We start from the raw sequence: 19,671 nt of genomic DNA on the forward strand, positions 1-19,671 counted from the left end.
AATGCCTTATTCGCCGAGCGTTACCAATGTGTCCCCTTCGTTGACAAAGCCGCCAACTTCCACATCGATTTTTTCGACTTGCCCGCCGAATTCCGCTTCTACGGGAATCTCCATTTTCATAGACTCCAACGTCATAACGGTTTGGCCCGCCGACACTGAATCCCCTTCGTTGACTGCAATGTTCAAGACCGTTCCGGCCATAGATGCTGTTAGTTGTTTCATACTGTTTTTTCCTCCTTTTGTTGTGTAAGCCACTGAGCTAATACAGCGGTCGCGTAATTTCCATTAACAAATGATGTTGATTCAATAAAGCGGTCAAAGAGCGGCAAATTGGTCTTCACGCCTTCAATTACCGTTTCATCGAAGAACGTTCTGGATTTCTCCAGCACCTCTTCCCGTGTAGCACCTGTCAACACCACTTTGGCAATCATGGGATCGTAAAAAGGCGTTACTTTATTGCCTTCTTCGTATCCTGTCTCGATGCGTGCCCCTGCGCCCCACTTCAAGACAGATAATGTCCCAGGCGATGGGAAGAAAGTTTTTGGGTCTTCCGCATAAATGCGATATTCAATCGAGTGGCCTTTTGACTGGATGGTATCTTGCGCAGGCAAGGATTCGCCCCTGGCCACAAGAATTTGCCATTCGACCAAGTCAACGCCTGTCACTTCTTCTGTAATTGGATGTTCCACTTGCAGACGCGTGTTCATTTCCAGGAAGTAAAAGTCGTTGTTTTCATCGACAATGAATTCGACCGTTCCGGCATTCGTGTAACCGACTGCGCGTGCCGCTTGGACAGCTGCTTCGCACAGCTTGACTCTTACGGATTCCGGTAAATCCGGTGATGGCGATTCCTCGATAACTTTTTGATTGCGGCGCTGCACAGAGCAATTGCGCTCGAACAAATGAACGATATTGCCTGACTCATCCCCGAAGATCTGCACTTCGATGTGACGTGCATTGGCGATGAACTTTTCTAAATAGACAATATCATCTCCAAAATACGCCTTTGCACGATTCTTGACCGAATCGAACTGTTGAGTGAGCGCTTGCTCACTTTCACACAACACCATGCCGATGCCGCCGCCTCCTGCACTCGCTTTTAACATCAGCGGATAACCGATCTCTTTTGCTGCCAAGACAGCCGCATCAATATCTGATACCCCTTCAGCTGTCCCTGGCACGACCGGCACGCCTGCTTGCTTCATCGTGCGCCGCGAGCCGAGCTTATCACCCATCGTCTCGATGACTTCAGCTTTCGGGCCGATGAAGAGGAGTCCCGCTTCTATGACTTTTCGCGCAAAATCAGCGTTTTCCGATAATAGCCCGTAGCCCGGATGGATTGCATCTGCTTGGCGTTCCAAGGCTTCTTCAATGATTTTGTCTGCTTGTAAATAAGACTGTGCGACCGGATTCGGGCCGATCGCTGCCGCTTCTGTCGCTTCACTCACATAAGGCAGTTCCCCATCCGCCTCTGAATGGATTGCAACGGTTTCGATGCCGAGGCGGTCGCATGTGCGAATTATTCGACGCGCAATTTCGCCCCGGTTGGCAATCAGGATTTTTTTCATGTATGAAATACCCCCTAAGTTTTCTCCCTTCTATAGCATATACGAATTTTGTAAGCGATTTCAACTATTCAAAAAAATTTTTTCCATAATGTTCCGCCTATTCTGTATCAACACAAGCCGGAGCCGTCGTTTTTACTAAAAAATCCCCCGTAGGAGATTTATTTTTTGCTTTTATTCAAGAATCTGTCTACTGCTTGATGATGCTCATCTTGTGCCCATAACCGAGCGCATTCCTCGATTTCCTGGTCGACCCGTTGTTTTAAATTCGTTTCCTGCCATTTACGAATAGCCATCGCTTTATACGCACGGTGCACAGACGGCAGGATGCGGTTCATCGATGCCAAGAATCGATCGATATCAAGGTCATCTTCGACGATAGCCGTTGCCCAGCCATTATCCAGCAATTCGGCTGACGAATAAGCACGGGAATCTGCGAGCATTTTAAGAGCCGCATCATGCTTAATCGTTTCAAACAAATAAGTACCTCCGCCCCATCCGCTCGTGATCGCCAATGTGCCTTGAATAAACCCGCATTTGGCATGGCTTTTGACCAGCCGGTAATCGCAAGCGGTCGCAATCTCACAGCCGCCACCAACTGCCATGCCGTTAATGAGTGCGATGACCGGGACGGGAATCGTTTTGATGCGATACAACGCTTCTCCCATTCGGTTGAGCATCGGCCAAGCTTGCTGTTCGGTCTTCAGTTCATGGAACACAGACAAGTCTCCGCCTGAACAAAATGCCTGCTCACCTGTTGCGGTGATGATGACAAAGCGGATGTCTTGTTCCCTTGCGCGGACAGCCAGTTCTTCCAAGCCTACCATTACTTGTTCGTTGACGGCATTGCGGATATGCGGCCGGTCGATGGTAAAAGTCAGTATTCCATCATGATTTTCAATTGTATATGCCATGGTTTTGCTCACCTCAGGTTTTATTTTACCTGTTTTTAAGCAAATGAAAAAGGTTATCCGGAGCCATGGCCTCCAGATAACCTTTTTCTTAGCAAATACTGTTTTATTTGCTAGCTACTACTTCTTTGCCTTTGTATGATCCACATGCTTTGCAGACATGGTGAGCCAATTTACTTTCGCCACAGCTTGGGCACGCTACCATACCAGGTACGGAAAGCTTGAAATGCGTACGGCGTTTTCTTTTAGCGGTTTTGGATGTTCTTCTGAACGGTACAGCCATTGGTGACACCTCCTTACAGTGATTCTATTCATCTGTCTGATCGAAATACTTGGCTAAATCAGCCAGTCTTGGATCCGGTTTTGATTGTGCTTCTTCCTTCTCAGCTTGAACTTCTTCGTCTGACAAATAAGACCAGTCATTGCCGCCTTTGATGACGGTTTGTTCCGAGTCTTCCTTAAAGACCTGTATAGGCACTTCAAGGGCGATCAGCTCTTCTAAAATCGGCTGAAGATTGATAACTTCAGTCGTTACAGTGTGAACGTATTCGTTCTCGCCTTCTTCGCGGCCTTTTTCAGACCAATCGAAGATTTCCACAGTGTCGATGCTGATCGGATATTCGACATCTTCCCAAGTTCTTGCACAGGGCAGCGTTAGCGTCCCTTCAAGATGAAGCATGCACGTCATTTGTTGCGAACCAATCGTACAGTGTCCTGTGACGTGTATAGGAGATACGGCGCGAATATCACTATTGCGCTTTTTCGCCTCATCCAATTGAACATACTGGTCAATTGGCATCCCGTCGTTACGATACTTTTGTAGCTGTTGAATCGCTATTTTCATAAGTAATCACCTCAAGACAACAAAGTTGATTATATAATGTAGAACAAACGATGTCAAGAAAAAATCTTGTCACCATAATTCGCTCATCGTTATACTAGAATTAATCATACCAAAAGAAGGTGCTGTAATGAAAGCGACAGGAATCGTTGTTGAATATAACCCTTTTCATAATGGTCATTTGCATCACGCGGCAAAAGCAAAAGAACAGTTAGGCGCTGACATCGTCATAGCCGTCATGAGCGGTCAGTTTCTTCAGCGTGGGGAGCCTGCGTTTGCCGACAAATGGACGCGTACGGAAATGGCATTGTCAGCCGGCGTTGATGTAGTCATTGAACTGCCCTATGCTTTTGCAACGGCACAGGCTTCTGAGTTTGCGCGAGGTGCTATCGAATTGCTCGATGCGGCTGGATGTTCTTCTTTTTGCTTCGGGAGCGAGCAAGGCACAATAGAACCGTTTTTAAAGAGCCTGGAACTATTGAGCACAGAAAGAGAGCGCTACAACCAGATTATCCACGATAGGATCCAGACAGGAATCAGCTACCCGAAAGCGCTGAACGATGCTTACTTGACTTTGACAAAAGGCAGTGAGGATTATGCCGATTTGACCAAACCGAACAATATTCTTGGCTATCATTATATCGAAGCCGCTCACAAGCTCAACAGTCCGATAAAACCATTGACGATCCAGCGCATCGGTGCAGGCTATCATGACCCACTAGAGCCCGGTGTCGCGATTGCCAGTGCGACCGGTATCCGCAATGCCTTTTTTGAAGGTGAAGAGCTCACCCAACTCTCGCCTTATTTGCCTTCGAGCAGTATTCGACTGCTTGAACGTGTTCACTCGGAGCAGCAAGGCTTTGTCGATTGGCAAAGATTTTATCCGATGCTGCGTTTTACGATTCTACGTGAAGGGCCAAAAGCACTTTCCCGTTTTGCCGAAGTGACAGAAGGCATTGAAAATTTAATCCATGAGGCGGCAAAACGTTCGGAAACCTTCGATGCCTTCATTGACCGGGTGAAAAGCAAACGCTTTACTCGAACGCGCATACAGCGCATGTTGACGCATATTTTCACTGGCTACACACAACAGGAAGCACAAGCCATTAAACATCCGGAGTATATTCGCTTGCTCGGCATGACACAGCATGGCAGACGTTACTTGAACGGACAGAAAAAAGCCATCCCACTCCCTATCATCAGCCGTGCTGCTGATTTGACCGGGAATATGGGACAGCTCGATATTCGCGCCTCAACACTTTACCTTCAAGCGATTGGCGCAGACTCATTAAAAAAAGAATACACGACACCGCCGATTTACCTGGGCGAAAGTTCCGACAAATAATCGAGTGCCGCATCGATGTCGGTGACAGGAACGATCTCCATATCTGTGCCAATTTTCTCTGCCGTCTCTACTGCTAGGTCAAAATTACTTGGCGAGCCAGAGTCGGCCTCATCATCCGGTGCAAAAAAGATATCGATATCCGCACGGTCTGCCGCAATGACTTTTTGGTCGATCCCACCGATGCGCCCAACCGTTCCATCGCTCTCCATCGTTCCGGTGCCGGCAATGTCGTAGCCATGGGTAATATCTTCATCTAGCAATTGATTCAAGATTTCCAGAGTGAACATGAGCCCCGCGGACGGACCACCGATGGCATCGGAATCAATCGTAACATTCGGAGTCGTTTCAATTTCCTTGTCTTCTACAAAAGAAATGCCGATGCCCGCGCGCTCAGGCTCTGTCGGCAGTGGGGCGAGTGTGACTTTTTGCGTGATGGTGCGCTCATCGCGCTCTATCAACAATTCCACTTCATCCCCCACGTTTTTTCCGCTTAGATAATCAAGAAATTCTTCCATCGAACCGTAGGCCTGGCCATCAATTTCCAATAACCGGTCTCCAGGGGACAATATCCCAGCAGCAGCCCCGTCTTCTAGCACATTCATGATAAAGACGCCTTTGCTCAATACTTCATACGGTTTGCCCGCCTCTTCAAAGGCTATTTGCAGCGCATTGACTTGGGAGTCGGACATAAGCTTCAATTGCCTAACATTGTATTCTTCATCACTTTCATGAGGACTTCTCACTTGTTCCGGGTCCAGCACTTTATAACCTTCCTGGAATTGAGCCATTACGTATAATGCTGGCGTGGCATTGAACATGGTAACAGTCATCAGGCTAAGCGTGCCTGCATCATCTTCATCACGCCCTGCCACTTCCACAAGAGGCGATAGCTCATATGCATCTCCCGGGCGTGAAATATACGCATCCAGCCGGTAGGAGCTGACAAATACGACAAGCGCCATCACTAGCACAAAAAACCATAGCTTTTTACTTTTCAACGCATACCCTCTCCTTTTTGTTCACACCACAATAAAAAGCCACGTAGTACGTGACTTATTTGAACTTTTCTATTAATGCTTTTTCCACTGCTTCCGGTACCAGTCCGGAAATTTTGCCTTGGTATTTTGCCACTTCCTTGACGATGCTCGAACTAAGGAAAGAATATTGGTTGTTGGACACCATAAACAAGGTTTCGATGTTTTCATTCAAAAAACGGTTCATGGAGGTGATTTGCATCTCGTATTCGAAATCCGACACGGCACGCAAGCCGCGGATAATCGAATTGGCTTGTACTTCTACCGCGTAGTCAATCAGTAAGCCAGCAAACGAATCCACGGTCACATTCGGAATGGACTTGGTCACTTCCGCAATCAATGCCATCCGTTCGTCTACATCAAATAATGGGTTTTTCGAGGAATTGTTCATGACTACCACTTTCACTTCATCGAAAATGGACGCTGCCCGTTTAACAATGTCCAAATGGCCCATCGTAATCGGATCGAAACTTCCCGGTACTACTGCAATTTTAGTCAATGCTTTCTCCCTCTTCCCCCTGGTAGCGGTAAATTGAAATAACGGTATTTCCATATAATTCCTTTTTATATCGGATACATCCTGCTGTTTCGTCTGGCAGCTCAATATCACGCTCATGTTCGCAGACGATGATGGCTCCGTCTTCAAGAAGGCCCAGTTCAACCGCTTTTGCCATTAGGCCGTACGATTTTTCCATGTGATAAGGCGGATCGAGAAACAATAAACGCGCCTTTACGCCATTTTTTTTCATGGCTTTCAAGCCGCGTTCGGCATCAGCCTTGTATACTTCCGCCGATTCTTGCAGTCTGGTTTTTTCCAGATTTGCGTGGATCGTTTCCACGGCTTTTTTGTCTTTGTCGGTGAAAATCACTCGATCGATACCGCGGCTCAAAGCTTCAATGCCAAGGCCACCGCTACCGGCAAACAAGTCTACTGCTGTTCCACCGTCAAAAAAAGGGCCAATCATGTTAAAAATAGATTCTTTTACTTTATCGGTTGTCGGCCTCGTTGAATTTCCCGGAACCGCTTTCAAAGGTAAGCCTTTCGCTTGCCCTGCTACTACACGCATATTATCGCCTCTTACTTTATCATTTTAGTACTGCAAGTGCTGTCCTTAATGTTAGAATGAATTCTGGAAAGGACGTGTTTTAAATGATACAACGTTTTATCGAGCTCGGAGAAGGGTACGGCGATATATATGAACTTCGCCAATTAATGGAGAGCAATAAAGAAAGGTTCATGCATGGATTCGTTTTCGTTTCAAAAACGAAAGACAGCCAGCCCGTCGTTTCCGTTGCTGCTGCCTTCCGCCCAGCACTAGAAGGCAATTTCATGCCGATTTATCTATGCAGAGAAGGCATACCCGACGGGTCAAAGCGACTGGCGGTGTTCGAGGAAACAGTCAAGCAATTAGGCCATGAGCCAATTCGCATGGACGTTAAACATTCCTCGCAATATGCTGACACCAAACTTTATTTTGGCCATCTCATTGCCATCCTCAGGCTCAACCATTATATTCCGCCGATGCAATGATCACAAGCCGATTTTATAATCGTATTCTTTTGCTTTATCCGGCTTGGCGTTTTCGTATTCCGTTTTAAGGAAAGGACGCTGGGATTCCAGCACTTTCTTGACATACGGCAGTTTGGATAGTTTTTCTTTCGTGGCTTCAATTTTATCCTGGTCCATATAGACAACAACATATTTCAATTTGCGGGAAATGAAATGGACGTGCCCATACTTCCGCAGCGATTTTGCTTGTTTGAGCTGATGCACATAGACAATCAGACCTTGGCGATCATGCATATCTATCCCTCTTTTCTAAAGTCTAGAATACCATAGGTCTAAAAAAAGCCGCAACCGAATAAACTGACAGCAAGTAGAGCGTTCCGCTATAATGTGGATACTACCAAAACAGGAGGTAATACATAATGGGTAAGAAAACGAAAATCGGCCTGGCAGCAGCCGCTGTCGGCGCCGCAGCATGGGCTGGCTCAAAAGCATTTACCGAACCGCAGAAACGGCCGCAAAAAGCCGTTCTCGATTATGGACATCCAATCGTCTTGGCCCATCGCGGCGGCAGTTCGCTCGCGCCGGAACATACAATGGCTGCCTTTGACCGTGCAGCAGAACTCGGGGTCCACGGATTTGAAATCGATATCCGCATGACGAATGACGAAGAAATTTTGGTATTCCACGACGAATTCGTCGACCGCACTTCCGGTTCTGCCGGTCGCGTAGCTGAAATGACGCTCGATGAATTACGCACACTTGACCTTGGTTATCATTTCGTCGATGAGCATGGTGAACATTCCTATCGCGGAAAAGGCGAAAAAGTTGTCCTTCTGCGTGAATTGATGGAAAAATTCCCTCAGATGTATATCAACATCGACATTAAAGATGCGCCAGATACGTATGAGGGCAGTCTAGTACCCTCCAAACTATGGCGCTTGATTGAATCCTTGGGTGCAGAAGACCGCGTCGTCGTCACTAGCTTCTACGACGAACAAATCGACCGCTTCAATTTATACGCACAAAACCGTGTCGCACTTGGTGCCGGGGAAAATGAAGTGCGCAAGGCATTCGCTTCCTTCAATAGCCAGTTCGGCCATCTGTATGCACCGCGTGCGGATGTCTTGCAAATTCCAGTGAAGCATTCGGTATTCCGCCTTGATTCTGCACGGTTCATCGCCTTTTTGGACCGCTTGAATGTCCCGGTCCATTATTGGGTCATCGATGACAAGGAATCGATGGAGAAGCTGATCCACGCTGGTGCAAAAGGCATCATCACGGACCGCCCTGATATCGCTATCGAATTAATCTCAGCACTTGAGGAAACACGCTAATAAAAAAACTGCAACCCGATGGGGTTGCAGTTTTTTTATTATGCCGAACAAGAACAGCCGCCACCTGTGCCGCAGCCGCTTCCGCAAGAAGAATCCGATGAAAAGAATGGATTGCTCGAGGGAATCTTGACCGCTTCTGACACCGACCGGCCGAGAATGAAGCTAACTTGATCCATCAAGTCTTGCAGTTCATTTTCCGCGAGCCGCAGCTCTGCCACTTTCTCATTCAAATCCAGCCGGCGTTTGTCGACTCGGATCTGCTTCATCACCCGTTTGTAATCAGGGTGGTATTTGCCGAAGCGCTGCACTTCCTCGTACAGTTCCTTTAGCCTGGCGAAGTCGTGGATCTCTCTTGCCAATTGTGTATCGCTATAGACAGAGTCATAGGCATCGCGGTATGTCGCAGCCTGCTCTGATTGCAGTATCATTTCACTCAGCTCGTCCGCAGAGTCAGTTATACTAACCCATTCGTAGGTCATGATCACTTTGCATTCCTCCTCTACGCTTTCATCATATCAGATTGTTTTCCGGATTCATATACTGTTCACTTCCGAATACGATGCTAGCCCATTCGGTCACTCGCGAGCAATTACTGCCCTATTGGCTTTCATGTACACTTGGATCTTGTTTCAGCAAAATTTGGCTGTAGTACTTGCCGAATACACCGACACCTATTTGGTTGTATTGCGTATTTAACAAAGTTTCCCGGTGGTTCGAGGAGTTGAACCACCCATGTAAAGTCTCTGCTGCATCATAATACCGTGAAGCAGTATTGATTGCGGCCAGGTCAAAAGGGATATCTGCCCCTTGCAGACGGGCTTCAAGATCTTCTACTTCCATCTCTGCGGATGTGAATTCCATGCGCGCCATTTCCTCGCTCGTCTGCTCAGCCAATATGCCGATGCCGACGTTCTCTTTAACTAAGGAACGATGATGGCGAAGCCGATAGACATTCGTCAAATCGACCAATTGTTTCGCATTGGCATCATCGATCGATCGCTGTAAAGTCGATGATGGCCTTGGCGTCACGAGTAAATCTCCAGAATACATCATATCGTAAGGCTGATGGCGGATCAGCGTCTCAGCGTCCATAAACCTGACTGCTTCTAATTGCTGGTCTTCCGCGTCAATATACAATTGCGCATAAAGATCTTCAAAGCTGACCAGAATCCGTTTGTCCATGTCCTGCTCGCTTAAATTGAATGTATAGGTATTGGTGCCGTATTTGACGGTCACTTCGTTTTCGACAATTGTGAACCTGTACAGCTCGGCTAAGGTTTGCCCAATCGTATAGGGCTCGACATCCGTAGACTCCCCAGCGGCATATATTTGGACAATGCGCCCTTCCTTCACTCCGACCATGACAAAATTAGAATATGCGGTATCGTATACCCACCATTCGTAAGCGAACGCAGAAGGCTCGATACGGTCTGGCTTGCCATGCTCTGCCAGCCATTCTTCCGCCGGCTCACCGATATGGACAGAAAGCCCACTTGCTGGCCTGTCCACATCAAGGACCGGGTCCATCAAATTATCAGCCGGCAAAGGATCCGCCGGGCGCGGCGCTTCCAATAATTCGTTCTCGCTGATTGACGGGTCCAAGTAAAACAGTCCAATAAGGACAATCGCCAAGAAAATCATGATGCGTAACAAGTCCTTCACTGAATCAGCTCCTGACACCCATTTTCCCCATTATAACAGCCGCCTGCATTCTGACACAATCTAGCCATTGCATGTACCCAAAATATGATCTATTATTAAAGGAGCATTCAGTCTTTTTTTGTTATAGAGGAGGAGATCCCATGTATTTTGAAAATACAGGACTAGAGAACATCGAAGTGGATATTACATTGCTTGAAGACATCATGAACAAGCATGGCTTAACGAAAGAAGGCCAGTGGGATTATGAGCGCGTCACATACGACCGCAAATTTATCGTCCGTGAAGGCACTTATTACCTGCGCGTGTTTGCATATGCCATCGATGGAGATGTCGATGCCAACGATGCGACTGTCCGCGTTTTGAAGCCAGTTATTGGCAAGCATTACTACCCGCACGGTGTCGAATACGGCGAAGACGAACATTTCCCGGATCACCTTTTGAAAACGGGTGCTGAAATTTTGGCTTCCATTAAAAAAGAAGTTGCCGAGTTCGAAATTAAAGCATAAAATTTCCGCAGTTCAATACGAACTGCGGTTTTTTTAAACAAATGCTTTGGCATAGAATGTTACGCAACCAATTGAAGGAGGTTTATCGTGGGCAAGTGGTTTAATAAAAAACTGGCAACCATATTGCTGGTCATCGCTATAATAGTGTTAATCTCTATATACATATTGCCGATTGCAGTCCCTTTGATCATCGCATTGCTTACCGCCATCCTCCTTGAACCTTTTGTTAAGTTTGTACAAAAAAGATTCAAATGGGACCGGAAAGGCGCAGTTATCACGGTGTTCATCCTATTCCTTGTCATCGCTTCTGGCTTGGTTTACTGGATCATTACGCAATTGATTGGGCAAATTATACAATTTTCTAAAATGGTTCCTGAGTATACCAATTCCCTCTCGCATATGTGGGGCGAAGTAGAAGCATTCTTTTTGCGCTCTACTGCGGAAATGCCCGTCGAAGTCGTTAATTCTTTTGAAACAGAAATGATCGCTTTCGCAGAGGGGATTCGCGACTGGATCTTAACCTTTGTCAATTACGATACGGTGACCAATTTATTGACCGGCATTCCTTCTTTTTTAGTGAGCTTCATCGTTTTTCTCATCGCCTTGTTCCTGTTCATGCTCGATTTAATGGATTTGAAAGGCATGATGTTTAACCGTATGAAAGAATCAACAGCTGAGAAAGTACGCTTCATGGTCGCCAGGCTGAATAACGTTATTTTTGGCTTTTTAAAAGCCCAGTTTCTTGTCAGCTTGATTGTCTTTGCCGTGGCATTGATCGCTTTATTATTTATCGCACCAGAATATGCTTTGGTCATGTCGCTCGTTATTTGGGTCATCGACTTCATACCGATTTTAGGATCAATCATCGTCTTGACGCCATGGTTCATCTATATGTTCATTGTCGGAGACATCGTCCAGGGCACGCAGTTGGCTATTTTGGCCTTAGTCCTCTTAGTCATCAGAAGAACGGTCGAACCGAAAGTGATGGGAACTCAAATTGGCCTTTCTCCCCTTGCAACATTAATTGCCATGTTCATCGGCCTTCAATTAATCGGCTTCCTAGGCTTTTTCATCGGTCCTTTATTGGTCATTCTTTTCACATCCGCACGCGAAGCCGGTATCATCAAAATGGAATTCAAAGTTTAACCTCTATATAAAAAGCACTGAGCAAAATTTGCTCAGTGCTTTTTATTATCCTCCGAGAATCGCTTTGAACACCGAGGTTGTGTCTCCACCTTCGTAGAACACGTAAAGCAACAAATACACCATGACGCCTGTAATCGCAGTAAAGAACCAAACGACGCTCGTATATGGCCCGATCTTGCGGTGCTTATCTAAACGGTTTTTCAAGCCCAAGTAAATGGTAACAAGCCCCATCACAGCCCCAATCGTTGCAAGCGTGATATGGAAAATCAAGAAAATCGTGTAGTAAATCTTCAGGTCATCCGGCCCGCCGAATGCAGTGTTCCCGATGAATAGCGTTCGTGAAGCATAGATGATGAAAAAAGTTAAAGCAGCAGCCCCAGCGCCAAGCATCACTTTTTTATGTGCTTCGATACGGCGTTTGAGGATCAAGTTCCATCCGATCGCCACCAAGACGGCGCTCAAGACGATAAAAAATGTACTAATGGTTGGCAATAGCGGCAAATTCATTTAAGTAAACTCCTTTTGGGTCATTGCCCATTATGTCTGTAATACGCCATCTCTTTACGGTCTTGCAATACTTTCGCGGTAATTTCATCGGCGTTGGCTGTTTCGTTCTTAAGCCATTCATGGAAAACCAGCCAAATGAACACGGTGAATACCAATTCCTGAATGATCTTCATCGTAATGCCGCCTGTCCGTTGGTCCTCAATCAGCGACATGTTCGTAAACAGCTCGGGGCCCGATAAGTTCAGCTGTGCCAAGGTCCCCGCAGGTACACATAAAGCCATCGCCTGCATCCAAGCGTCTCCATCCGAATAAGTCGCATAGAACGGCGTCGTGCTAAAGATGATCAAAGCACAAGCAGGCGTCATTAAAACGCTGAGCCCGAACAGATATCCCAACTTTTTGAGACCGTGGAATTTATGCATGCCCTCCAGGTTATTGACGACCGGCCACCAGTAGAGAAGCGCCGACACAAACAACAAGGTACTGACGATGCTATGAATCAGCATATCCTGTTTGACAAAGTCAAACACTAAAGGCAAATGGTAAACCGAGAAGAACAAGCTGAATAATAACAAGGCAATCAGCGGTTTTGTGAAAAACATGAACAGCGGATTGATTACCGGCAATTTGATGAATGCTTGCCATAAGTATGAGGGAATCCCCATAATAATCAAAGGTGCCGCCAATAATAGCAGCAACGCCATCTGGACCATATGCATCGTTAAAGTGATATGCCCAAGCAAATCAATCGGTGAGCCTTTCAAGAGATAAATCAAGGCCATTCCCGATACAAAGAGCAATGCCTGTTTCGTTTCAAGCGGCTCACTGCCACTGAATTTATGTCTCCACTTAATGGTAACCCCAAAATATAAAAGTGTAATCAGTACGAGAAATCCAAAATACCAGGGGCTCCACAACGCCTCGAAGCCGAAAATACTGATTGGCATTAGACCGTACCTCCTTTTTCCTTAAGTAACCTCATTATATCGGGGATGCCCCGCCATATCAATGAACGAATCATGACATTTGATAGCTTTCAACCGCAAACAAAAAAACTCCGGACTGTGAAAAGTCCGGAGTTTTACTTTTTACCACCAAACGATGGTGACCATCGCAAGGACAGTCAAGAACGCGACAAACATGCCGCTGAACATAAAGAATGCCATCACGCCATGGCCTTTATTGCTCATGTGCATGAAATGATACAGTTGAAGCACTACTTGGATGGCCGCCAACAATAGGATGATCGGCACGATCAAGTAATTGGAGAAGTCAGCTGCCACCAGCGTGAACGCGATCAATGTCAGGAAGATCATCATAGCGAACGATGTCAACTGGCCGCGCATTTCAGCGGCACGTTTTTTCTTTATGAATTCGAATTCTGCTCTGGATCTGTGAATATCGTGAGTATCGTGTGCCATATTAACCGATCACTCCCATCAGATAGACTACAGTGAAGATGAACACCCATACTACGTCAATGAAATGCCAATACAGAGAAGCGAGATAGAATTTCGGCGCATTGTACATGTTCAAACCACGTTTAGCGTTGCGGAGCATCAATGCGATGAACCAGCTAAGGCCGAATACTACGTGAGCCCCGTGAGTTCCGACTAAAGTATAAAAGGCGGAGCTGAAGGCGCTATTTGTATAGCCAAAGCCAAGATGTACATAGTGATTAAACTCGTAGATCTCCAAGCCAAGGAACGCTAGCCCCAAAAGAACGGTGATTCCGAGCCAAGCCTGCATGGCCTTGAAATTGTGATTCTTCATATGATACATCGCGTAGACACTCGTCAACGAAGATGTCAGAAGAAGCATCGTCATGGCAAAAACAAGCGGCAGTTCGAACAAGCCGGCAGCGGAAAATTCCATTCCGCTTGGGCCCTTGTCTTTCAACGCAAGATAAGTTGCGAAGAGAGAGGCGAAGGTGACGGTCTCAGCTGCCAGTAGCAGCCAGAAACCAACGAACTTATTCTTCCCTTCGAGCGTCGCCGTTTCAGGATGATCGGGCCAGGTTTGTGGGGTATATCGTTTATTTAAGTCCACCTTTTTTGCCTCCTTCCAGCGCTCTTGCTTCTTTTTGAATGCGTTCGTTGTCTGCAATCAATTCTTCTTTCGAAATATGGAATCCAAGATCATCTTTCAATGAACGAACGAGCATCGAGCCAAATGTAATCGCAAGACCTACGATTAATACAGGAAGCGCCCATGCATGGTCATCCATGTGGTACATGGCACCGAATGCAGCAACGAACATGCCAAATGAAATGACGAATGGAATGATTGAACCGTTCGGCATGTGAATATCGCCAAGTGGCTCAGCATAGACCATGCCTTCTTTATTGCCTTCCATTTTCTCGATCCAATACGGGTCAAGTCCACGGACAAGCGGTGTTTGTGCAAAGTTATAGAATGGCGGTGGTGACGGGATCGCCCATTCAAGTGTACGGCCGTCGCCCCATGGGTCATTTCCGACGCGCTCATTCTTCGCAACCGTCATGACGACGTTGACGAGAAGGATGATGACACCGATCGCCATGAAAAAAGCACCTGCCGAGCTGATTGCGTTAAATAGATCCCAGCCTTGATCTGCTCCGAACGTGTAAACACGACGAGGCATGCCCATTAGGCCGAGGAAATGCTGGATAAAGAATGTCAAATGGAATCCGATAAAGAAGAACCAGAAAGTCCATTTTCCAAGTTTTTCGCTTAACATCGTACCGAACATTTTCGGCCAGTACAAATGCGTACCTGCTAGAATAGCGAGCACAACCCCACCAACGATTACGTAATGGAAGTGGGCAACGATAAAGTAAGAATCGTGCAACTGGTAATCAAGCGGTGCAATTGCCTGCATGACACCTGTTACCCCACCGGCAACGAATGACGGGATAAACGCAACAGCGTAAATCATCGGCACTGTGAAGGAAATGCTTCCTCCCCAGATCGTAAGTAGCCAGTTAAAGATCTTGATCCCTGTCGGAACTGCGATGATCATCGTTGCGAGGGCGAATACCGCGTTAGCTGTCGGCCCAAGACCAACTGTAAACATGTGGTGTGCCCAAACCATGAAGCCGTAGAAACCGATCAGGATCGTCGCAAATACCAAAGCGGTGTAACCGAATAGGCGTTTACGAGAGAAAATCGCGAAGATTTCAGAGAAAATACCAAACGCTGGCAAGATCAAAATGTAAACTTCCGGGTGACCGAAAATCCAGAAGAAGTGCTCCCAGATAATCGTGTTACCGCCCATCGTTACATCAAAGAAATTAGCCCCGAACAAACGGTCGAATACCATGAAGAAGATCCCGACAGTCAGTGGAGGGAATGCCAAGAGAATCAATGCGGACGCTACGAAAGTGGTCCAAGTGAAAAGCGGCATTCTCATGTAGGTCATACCCGGGGCACGCATATTGATGATCGTAACAAGGAAGTTAATCCCCGCGATCAATGTACCGAAACCGGAGATCGTCAAACCGAGTGAATAGAAATCGATTCCGTGGCCTTCAGATGCGAGTGCCAAAGAAGCGTAGTTTGTCCATCCTGCATCCGGAGCCCCACCTAAGAACCATGAAAGGTTTAGGAAGATACCACCGAAGAAGAATAGCCAGAACCCAAGTGAGTTCAAGAAAGGAAACGCTACGTCACGCGCACCGATTTGCAAAGGTGAGACGGCGTTCATGAATGCCAAAAGTATTGGCATGGCTGCAAGGAAGATCATTGTTGTTCCGTGCATCGTTAAAACTTCGTTGTATGTTCCGGCACTGAGGAAATCGTTTCCGGCTTTCATTAGCTGAATCCGGATCATCATCGCTTCTACACCGCCGACGAGGAAGAAAAATCCGCCGGAGATCAAGTAGAGGATCGCGATTTTCTTATGGTCTACAGTTGTCATGTAGTCCCAAATTGTAGCGCCGAAACCCTTTTTCTGAGAGTTAGAACTCACAATAGTTTACCTCCTTTTTTAACGTTTACTCTTCAATTTTCAAGCTCATCAAATATGCAGCAAGTGCATCGAGCTCTTGATCAGAGAATGCTTCTCCGTTGTTAATCTCTTCTGGATTAGGCATCAAGTTGCCTGGTTTGTATTGCTGTGGATCAGCAATCCAGTTTTTCAATGTTTCTTCGTCATGTTCCATAAAACCGGCGATTGTCGTACGGTCGCCAAATGTTGCTAGGTTCGGACCTACACCAGTAGCTGCTCCTGCAGCATTAGTGGCGTGGCAAGCAATACAGCTTTGCTCAAAGATTTCTTGTCCTTCTTGAGCAAGAGCTTCAGAAGGAGCTTCTTGTTCTTCTTGCATTGCCGCTACCCATGCATCAAAGTCTTCGCGGTTAAGCGTTTTGACTTTGAAATCCATCAACGCGTGGGACGGTCCACAAAGCTCGGCACATTTACCGAAGTAAACGCCTTCTTCAAGTTCTGAAGATTCTTTATCGAATTCCAAATAGAAGGTGTTGACGTTTTCAGGGTTGACGTCGAGTTTACCGCCAACAGAAGGGATCCAGAACGAGTGCTTAACGTCTGCCGCAATCAAATTGAAGTAGACGCGCTCGCCAGTCGGGACGACCAGTTCCTGTGCAGTGCGAATTTCCTGTTCAGGATATTCGAACTCCCACCAGTAAAGCTTACCGGTTACGTTAACGGTCAAGTTCTCAGCGACTCCCTCTTCGTCCTGTGCGTCCATCGCTGTGACATCAGCCAGGTCGAATGTAGCGTAGACCGTCGGAACAGCGAGGATCAAAAGCAAGACAATCGGAATCGCTGTCCAGATAAACTCAAGACGCGCGCTTCCTTCAACTTGTTCAGGAATCATGTCCTCCCCTACTTTTGAACGGCGGAATTTCACAATTGCCAATACATAGATGATTGTAACGACGATGATAACGAATAACATGACAATGGATGACAAAATCAGCAAGTTGAACTGATCTTGGGCAACCTTACCAGCCGGTATCAGCGTCGAAATCTCTTCGCGCCCGCAGCCTGAAAGAAAAACAAGCAATGCGGTCATCAAAGCGAAAAGGCGCCATTTCTTAGGTCCTTTCATCATAGCTTTTCATACCCCTCTCTGAATAAAATATCTTACAGTTAAGTAAAAGTGAAATTTAGACGAATACTGCGAAAATGATCATCGAGACAAATAGAATCGTCATATAATTCAACGAATAGATGAACATTTTCTTCGCCCATTTCAAATCATCAGCTGCTTTGAAGCCCTGGATTGCCAGTACGAGCCATCCGATATTCAACGCTGTAGCTAAGATGATAAAGCCTATCCCCAGTTCCATAAGCAGGAACGGTAAGGGGAAAAGCAGGAAAACCCATGCAAGCATCGATTTTTTTGTCCGGTGGAATCCTTTTACCACCGGAAGCATCGGAATATTTGCAGCCCGATACTCTTCCGTCCGTTTCATGGCAAGCGCATAAAAATGCGGAGGCTGCCAGATAAACATAATCAGAAACAGCGCCCAAGCGCCCGTGCCAAGCGTCGGCTCCACCGCAGCCCAGCCAATAAGTGGCGGAATTGCGCCGGAAATGCTGCCGACGATCGTGTTGCCGACATGCCGTCTCTTCGACCACATCGAATAGAGAACCACATAAGCCAGAATGCCGGCGATTCCAAACAGACCTGCTGAAACAGAAGCGGAAAACAAAAAGAGTTCACCTATAACGATGAAAGAAATGGCGAGTGCCAAGACAGCGGATGGCTTGAACCTGCCCGTAACTGTCGGGCGGGCTCTTTTGCTAGCCATCAATGGGTCAATATCTGTGTCGATATAATTATTCATCGCCGCAGACCCCGCAATGATCAATGCCGAACCGACGATGGTGTAGACGAGAATATCCATATGATCCAGGAAATTCTTATCCGAAAACTGGAAAGCGAGCCACAGTCCCGTAAAGACAGTAATTAAATTGGAGTTTACAATCCCAATCTTAATAAGTGCCAGAAAATCTTTAGTGAACGTGCTCGATTCTACAGCGTCAGTCGGTTCTGCAGGCAAAGACCGGCCGTTTGACATATAACTCCCTCCTTTCAAAGTTGTAAGCATATTCCGCTAACCATAACTATATCTAAATTCCAGCTTCTTTTCTACATATTACTGAAATTTCCTGATATAAATGATGATTTCACGCAATTGGTCTTACAAATATTCATCTCTAATCATACAGTAGCCCCCTCGTTATTTTAAGATAGAAAAAACGCTGTTTTTGAACAGTTTGTGAAGGTCGCCCTTAATATGTCCAATTCTTGAAAGTTTGAGCGAACGCCCATTTCTCGTTGTATTTTAAACGCAGTTTCGCTATCATCGAGTATGCAGGTAATCGTTCATCTTAAAAGTTTTTCTAAAAAAAGTAGGTGGCATTTTGAAAAGCAACATTTATATAAAAATATTTGGGGTTCTGGCATCTGTCGGCATGCTCCTCATCCTCCTCGGCGGGGCTTTGGTAACTAAAACCGACAGCGGGATGGGCTGCGGCCGCAACTGGCCTGACTGCAACGGCAATTTAATTCCCCGCGAAATCACTCCTGAGGTGCTGATTGAGTTTTCTCACCGCTTGGTCACAGGTACGGTTGGTATTCTAATCGTGATTTTGGCTGTGTGGGCTTGGCGTAAGTTCGGCCATGTGCGCGAAACGAAGTTCCTCGCCTTTATGGCTGTCTTCTTTCTCGTGCTGCAGGCTTTGATCGGCGCTGCGCAAGTTCTTTGGGGTCAAGGTGATTTCATCTTAGCACTTCACTTCGGGATCTCACTCTTGTCGTTTGCTGCAGTTCTCCTGCTAACCTTGCTGATCTTTGAAGTCGATCGCAAATTTGATGCAGACCGAGTGCAAATTGGCCGCAAATTGAAATTCCATACACTCGGCGTTGCGCTGTATTCGTATGTGGTTGTCTATACTGGTGCGCTTGTCCGGCATACGGAATCGAGCCTGATTTGCTCCGACTGGCCTTTATGCCGCAACGACCAATTCGCATTGCCTAGTAATATGTATGAATGGGTACAAATGGGACACCGCTTTGCAGCTGCGCTCATCGTCATTTGGATCGGTGTGATTGCGCTCCATGCATACCGCCATTACCGCGACCAGCGGGTCATCTATTGGGGCTGGCTGATCGCCTTCGCGATCGTGCTTCTGCAAGCCACCTCGGGAATGCTCGTCGTCTTGACGAAATTAAACTTGGCAGTAGCCTTGCTCCATTCTTTGCTGATCTCAATGCTGTTCGGATTGTTGTGCTATATGGTCCTGCTCGTCTCTAGAAGCAAATTCATTAAATCCAAATAAAAAATCCGGTGCAATA

General features: G+C 46.6%; 24 protein-coding genes. 6 read left to right on the forward strand and 18 right to left on the reverse strand.

What is annotated here, in order from left to right; translation table 11 throughout:
- Positions 1 to 6: 6 nt before the first annotated feature.
- The 5 genes from AY633_RS02125 to AY633_RS02140 all read right to left on the reverse strand — a co-directional run bounded on the left by AY633_RS02125 (position 7) and on the right by AY633_RS02140 (position 3,320).
- Positions 7 to 222, reverse strand: coding sequence for an acetyl-CoA carboxylase biotin carboxyl carrier protein subunit (locus AY633_RS02125; RefSeq protein WP_068462986.1), 216 nt, complete (start codon positions 220 to 222; stop codon positions 7 to 9).
- Complete coding sequence (locus tag AY633_RS02130; protein ID WP_068486081.1) at positions 219 to 1,568, reverse strand: acetyl-CoA carboxylase biotin carboxylase subunit; 1,350 nt, start codon at positions 1,566 to 1,568, stop codon at positions 219 to 221. Before AY633_RS02130 ends, AY633_RS02125 begins: the two co-directional genes overlap by 4 nt.
- A gap of 158 nt (positions 1,569 to 1,726) precedes the next feature.
- On the reverse strand, positions 1,727 to 2,479 hold the full coding sequence (locus tag AY633_RS02135; RefSeq protein WP_068486083.1) for an enoyl-CoA hydratase/isomerase family protein: 753 nt from the start codon (positions 2,477 to 2,479) through the stop codon (positions 1,727 to 1,729).
- A 103-nt stretch (positions 2,480 to 2,582) separates the two neighbouring features.
- Positions 2,583 to 2,759, reverse strand: a complete 177-nt coding sequence (gene rpmF, locus AY633_RS16315; protein WP_082799159.1) for a 50S ribosomal protein L32 — start codon at positions 2,757 to 2,759, stop codon at positions 2,583 to 2,585.
- 24 nt (positions 2,760 to 2,783) lie between these two features.
- On the reverse strand, positions 2,784 to 3,320 hold the full coding sequence (locus tag AY633_RS02140) for a YceD family protein (protein ID WP_068462992.1): 537 nt from the start codon (positions 3,318 to 3,320) through the stop codon (positions 2,784 to 2,786).
- A 127-nt stretch (positions 3,321 to 3,447) separates the two neighbouring features.
- Between AY633_RS02140 and AY633_RS02145 the strand changes: the two genes are divergently transcribed.
- Entirely contained in the window at positions 3,448 to 4,662 is a 1,215-nt protein-coding gene (locus AY633_RS02145; protein WP_068486085.1) for a nucleotidyltransferase, read from the forward strand.
- Here the strand turns inward: AY633_RS02145 and AY633_RS02150 are convergent.
- Genes AY633_RS02150 through rsmD form a run of 3 tightly spaced genes read right to left on the reverse strand, consistent with a single transcriptional unit; the run spans position 4,635 to position 6,763 of the window.
- Positions 4,635 to 5,660 carry a SepM family pheromone-processing serine protease gene (locus AY633_RS02150; RefSeq protein ID WP_068486087.1) on the reverse strand — a complete coding sequence of 342 codons (1,026 nt, stop codon included), beginning with the start codon at positions 5,658 to 5,660 and terminating at the stop codon, positions 4,635 to 4,637. The two genes, AY633_RS02145 and AY633_RS02150, sit on opposite strands and share 28 nt — an antisense overlap.
- Positions 5,661 to 5,715: 55 nt before the next feature.
- Positions 5,716 to 6,195, reverse strand: a complete 480-nt coding sequence (gene coaD, locus AY633_RS02155; RefSeq protein WP_068462997.1) for a pantetheine-phosphate adenylyltransferase — start codon at positions 6,193 to 6,195, stop codon at positions 5,716 to 5,718.
- The gene (gene rsmD, locus AY633_RS02160; protein WP_068486090.1) at positions 6,188 to 6,763 is read right to left on the reverse strand and encodes a 16S rRNA (guanine(966)-N(2))-methyltransferase RsmD; all 576 of its coding nucleotides are present in this window, start codon (positions 6,761 to 6,763) and stop codon (positions 6,188 to 6,190) included. Before rsmD ends, coaD begins: the two co-directional genes overlap by 8 nt.
- Positions 6,764 to 6,846: 83 nt before the next feature.
- On the opposite strand from rsmD, the gene AY633_RS02165 reads away from it, so the two are divergent.
- Positions 6,847 to 7,227 (forward strand): DUF7147 family protein, encoded by a 381-nt coding sequence (locus AY633_RS02165; protein WP_068486092.1) that lies wholly within the window; start codon positions 6,847 to 6,849, stop codon positions 7,225 to 7,227.
- On the opposite strand, the gene AY633_RS02170 is transcribed toward AY633_RS02165, so the two are convergent.
- Positions 7,228 to 7,500: a YlbG family protein gene (locus tag AY633_RS02170; protein WP_058383491.1), complete on the reverse strand. Its 273-nt coding sequence runs from the start codon at positions 7,498 to 7,500 to the stop codon at positions 7,228 to 7,230. It lies immediately after the preceding gene.
- Between the two features lie 125 nt (positions 7,501 to 7,625).
- Here AY633_RS02170 and AY633_RS02175 point away from each other — a divergent pair, with 125 nt between their 5' ends.
- A complete protein-coding gene (locus AY633_RS02175; protein ID WP_068486094.1) occupies positions 7,626 to 8,540 on the forward strand; it encodes a glycerophosphodiester phosphodiesterase in 915 nt (304 codons plus the stop codon).
- A 38-nt stretch (positions 8,541 to 8,578) separates the two neighbouring features.
- Here the strand turns inward: AY633_RS02175 and AY633_RS02180 are convergent, their stop codons facing one another.
- Positions 8,579 to 9,025 carry a YlbF family regulator gene (locus AY633_RS02180; protein ID WP_068463007.1) on the reverse strand — a complete coding sequence of 149 codons (447 nt, stop codon included), beginning with the start codon at positions 9,023 to 9,025 and terminating at the stop codon, positions 8,579 to 8,581.
- Positions 9,026 to 9,137: 112 nt separating this feature from the next.
- The gene (locus AY633_RS02185) at positions 9,138 to 10,202 is read right to left on the reverse strand and encodes a CAP domain-containing protein (protein ID WP_068486096.1); all 1,065 of its coding nucleotides are present in this window, start codon (positions 10,200 to 10,202) and stop codon (positions 9,138 to 9,140) included.
- Positions 10,203 to 10,342: 140 nt separating this feature from the next.
- On the opposite strand from AY633_RS02185, the gene AY633_RS02190 reads away from it, so the two are divergent.
- Together AY633_RS02190 and ytvI are read left to right on the forward strand one after the other, a co-directional pair.
- Positions 10,343 to 10,708: a YugN family protein gene (locus AY633_RS02190; RefSeq protein ID WP_068486098.1), complete on the forward strand. Its 366-nt coding sequence runs from the start codon at positions 10,343 to 10,345 to the stop codon at positions 10,706 to 10,708.
- Positions 10,709 to 10,795: 87 nt separating this feature from the next.
- Positions 10,796 to 11,854 carry a sporulation integral membrane protein YtvI gene (gene ytvI / locus AY633_RS02195; protein ID WP_068486100.1) on the forward strand — a complete coding sequence of 353 codons (1,059 nt, stop codon included), beginning with the start codon at positions 10,796 to 10,798 and terminating at the stop codon, positions 11,852 to 11,854.
- Positions 11,855 to 11,899: 45 nt separating this feature from the next.
- On the opposite strand, the gene AY633_RS02200 is transcribed toward ytvI, so the two are convergent.
- From AY633_RS02200 to cyoE, 7 genes are all read right to left on the reverse strand, one after another.
- On the reverse strand, positions 11,900 to 12,361 hold the full coding sequence (locus AY633_RS02200) for a DUF420 domain-containing protein (RefSeq protein WP_068486102.1): 462 nt from the start codon (positions 12,359 to 12,361) through the stop codon (positions 11,900 to 11,902).
- Positions 12,362 to 12,381: 20 nt separating this feature from the next.
- Positions 12,382 to 13,308, reverse strand: a complete 927-nt coding sequence (gene ctaG / locus AY633_RS02205; RefSeq protein WP_068486104.1) for a cytochrome c oxidase assembly factor CtaG — start codon at positions 13,306 to 13,308, stop codon at positions 12,382 to 12,384.
- A 141-nt stretch (positions 13,309 to 13,449) separates the two neighbouring features.
- Positions 13,450 to 13,782, reverse strand: a complete 333-nt coding sequence (gene ctaF / locus AY633_RS02210) for a cytochrome c oxidase subunit IVB (protein WP_068486106.1) — start codon at positions 13,780 to 13,782, stop codon at positions 13,450 to 13,452.
- Position 13,783: 1 nt separating this feature from the next.
- A complete protein-coding gene (locus tag AY633_RS02215) occupies positions 13,784 to 14,410 on the reverse strand; it encodes a cytochrome (ubi)quinol oxidase subunit III (protein WP_068486108.1) in 627 nt (208 codons plus the stop codon).
- On the reverse strand, positions 14,397 to 16,310 hold the full coding sequence (locus tag AY633_RS02220) for a cytochrome c oxidase subunit I (protein ID WP_068486110.1): 1,914 nt from the start codon (positions 16,308 to 16,310) through the stop codon (positions 14,397 to 14,399). Before AY633_RS02220 ends, AY633_RS02215 begins: the two co-directional genes overlap by 14 nt.
- A 25-nt stretch (positions 16,311 to 16,335) precedes the next feature.
- On the reverse strand, positions 16,336 to 17,418 hold the full coding sequence (gene coxB / locus AY633_RS02225; protein ID WP_068486112.1) for a cytochrome c oxidase subunit II: 1,083 nt from the start codon (positions 17,416 to 17,418) through the stop codon (positions 16,336 to 16,338).
- A 55-nt stretch (positions 17,419 to 17,473) separates the two neighbouring features.
- Positions 17,474 to 18,391 (reverse strand): heme o synthase, encoded by a 918-nt coding sequence (cyoE, locus tag AY633_RS02230; RefSeq protein WP_068463027.1) that lies wholly within the window; start codon positions 18,389 to 18,391, stop codon positions 17,474 to 17,476.
- Positions 18,392 to 18,737: 346 nt separating this feature from the next.
- Here cyoE and AY633_RS02235 point away from each other — a divergent pair, with 346 nt between their 5' ends.
- Positions 18,738 to 19,655 (forward strand): COX15/CtaA family protein, encoded by a 918-nt coding sequence (locus AY633_RS02235; RefSeq protein WP_068486114.1) that lies wholly within the window; start codon positions 18,738 to 18,740, stop codon positions 19,653 to 19,655.
- Positions 19,656 to 19,671 lie beyond the last annotated feature (16 nt).

This window comes from Planococcus maritimus (assembly GCF_001592825.1).
Taxonomy (GTDB): domain Bacteria; phylum Bacillota; class Bacilli; order Bacillales_A; family Planococcaceae; genus Planococcus; species Planococcus maritimus_C.

Bases quoted from the DNA above. Each gene is read 5' to 3' on its own strand.
- ctaG (WP_068486104.1), bottom strand. From the start codon at position 13,308: ATGCCAATCAGTATTTTCGGCTTCGAGGCGTTGTGGAGCCCCTGGTAT.
- cyoE (WP_068463027.1), bottom strand. From the start codon at position 18,391: ATGTCAAACGGCCGGTCTTTGCCTGCAGAACCGACTGACGCTGTAGAA.
- AY633_RS02130 (WP_068486081.1), bottom strand. From the start codon at position 1,568: ATGAAAAAAATCCTGATTGCCAACCGGGGCGAAATTGCGCGTCGAATA.
- AY633_RS02145 (WP_068486085.1), top strand. From the start codon at position 3,448: ATGAAAGCGACAGGAATCGTTGTTGAATATAACCCTTTTCATAATGGT.
- rpmF (WP_082799159.1), bottom strand. From the start codon at position 2,759: ATGGCTGTACCGTTCAGAAGAACATCCAAAACCGCTAAAAGAAAACGC.
- AY633_RS02170 (WP_058383491.1), bottom strand. From the start codon at position 7,500: ATGCATGATCGCCAAGGTCTGATTGTCTATGTGCATCAGCTCAAACAA.
- AY633_RS02200 (WP_068486102.1), bottom strand. From the start codon at position 12,361: ATGAATTTGCCGCTATTGCCAACCATTAGTACATTTTTTATCGTCTTG.
- ctaF (WP_068486106.1), bottom strand. From the start codon at position 13,782: ATGGCACACGATACTCACGATATTCACAGATCCAGAGCAGAATTCGAA.
- rsmD (WP_068486090.1), bottom strand. From the start codon at position 6,763: ATGCGTGTAGTAGCAGGGCAAGCGAAAGGCTTACCTTTGAAAGCGGTT.
- coxB (WP_068486112.1), bottom strand. From the start codon at position 17,418: ATGATGAAAGGACCTAAGAAATGGCGCCTTTTCGCTTTGATGACCGCA.
- AY633_RS02125 (WP_068462986.1), bottom strand. From the start codon at position 222: ATGAAACAACTAACAGCATCTATGGCCGGAACGGTCTTGAACATTGCA.
- AY633_RS02165 (WP_068486092.1), top strand. From the start codon at position 6,847: ATGATACAACGTTTTATCGAGCTCGGAGAAGGGTACGGCGATATATAT.
- AY633_RS02175 (WP_068486094.1), top strand. From the start codon at position 7,626: ATGGGTAAGAAAACGAAAATCGGCCTGGCAGCAGCCGCTGTCGGCGCC.
- AY633_RS02140 (WP_068462992.1), bottom strand. From the start codon at position 3,320: ATGAAAATAGCGATTCAACAGCTACAAAAGTATCGTAACGACGGGATG.
- AY633_RS02135 (WP_068486083.1), bottom strand. From the start codon at position 2,479: ATGGCATATACAATTGAAAATCATGATGGAATACTGACTTTTACCATC.
- AY633_RS02190 (WP_068486098.1), top strand. From the start codon at position 10,343: ATGTATTTTGAAAATACAGGACTAGAGAACATCGAAGTGGATATTACA.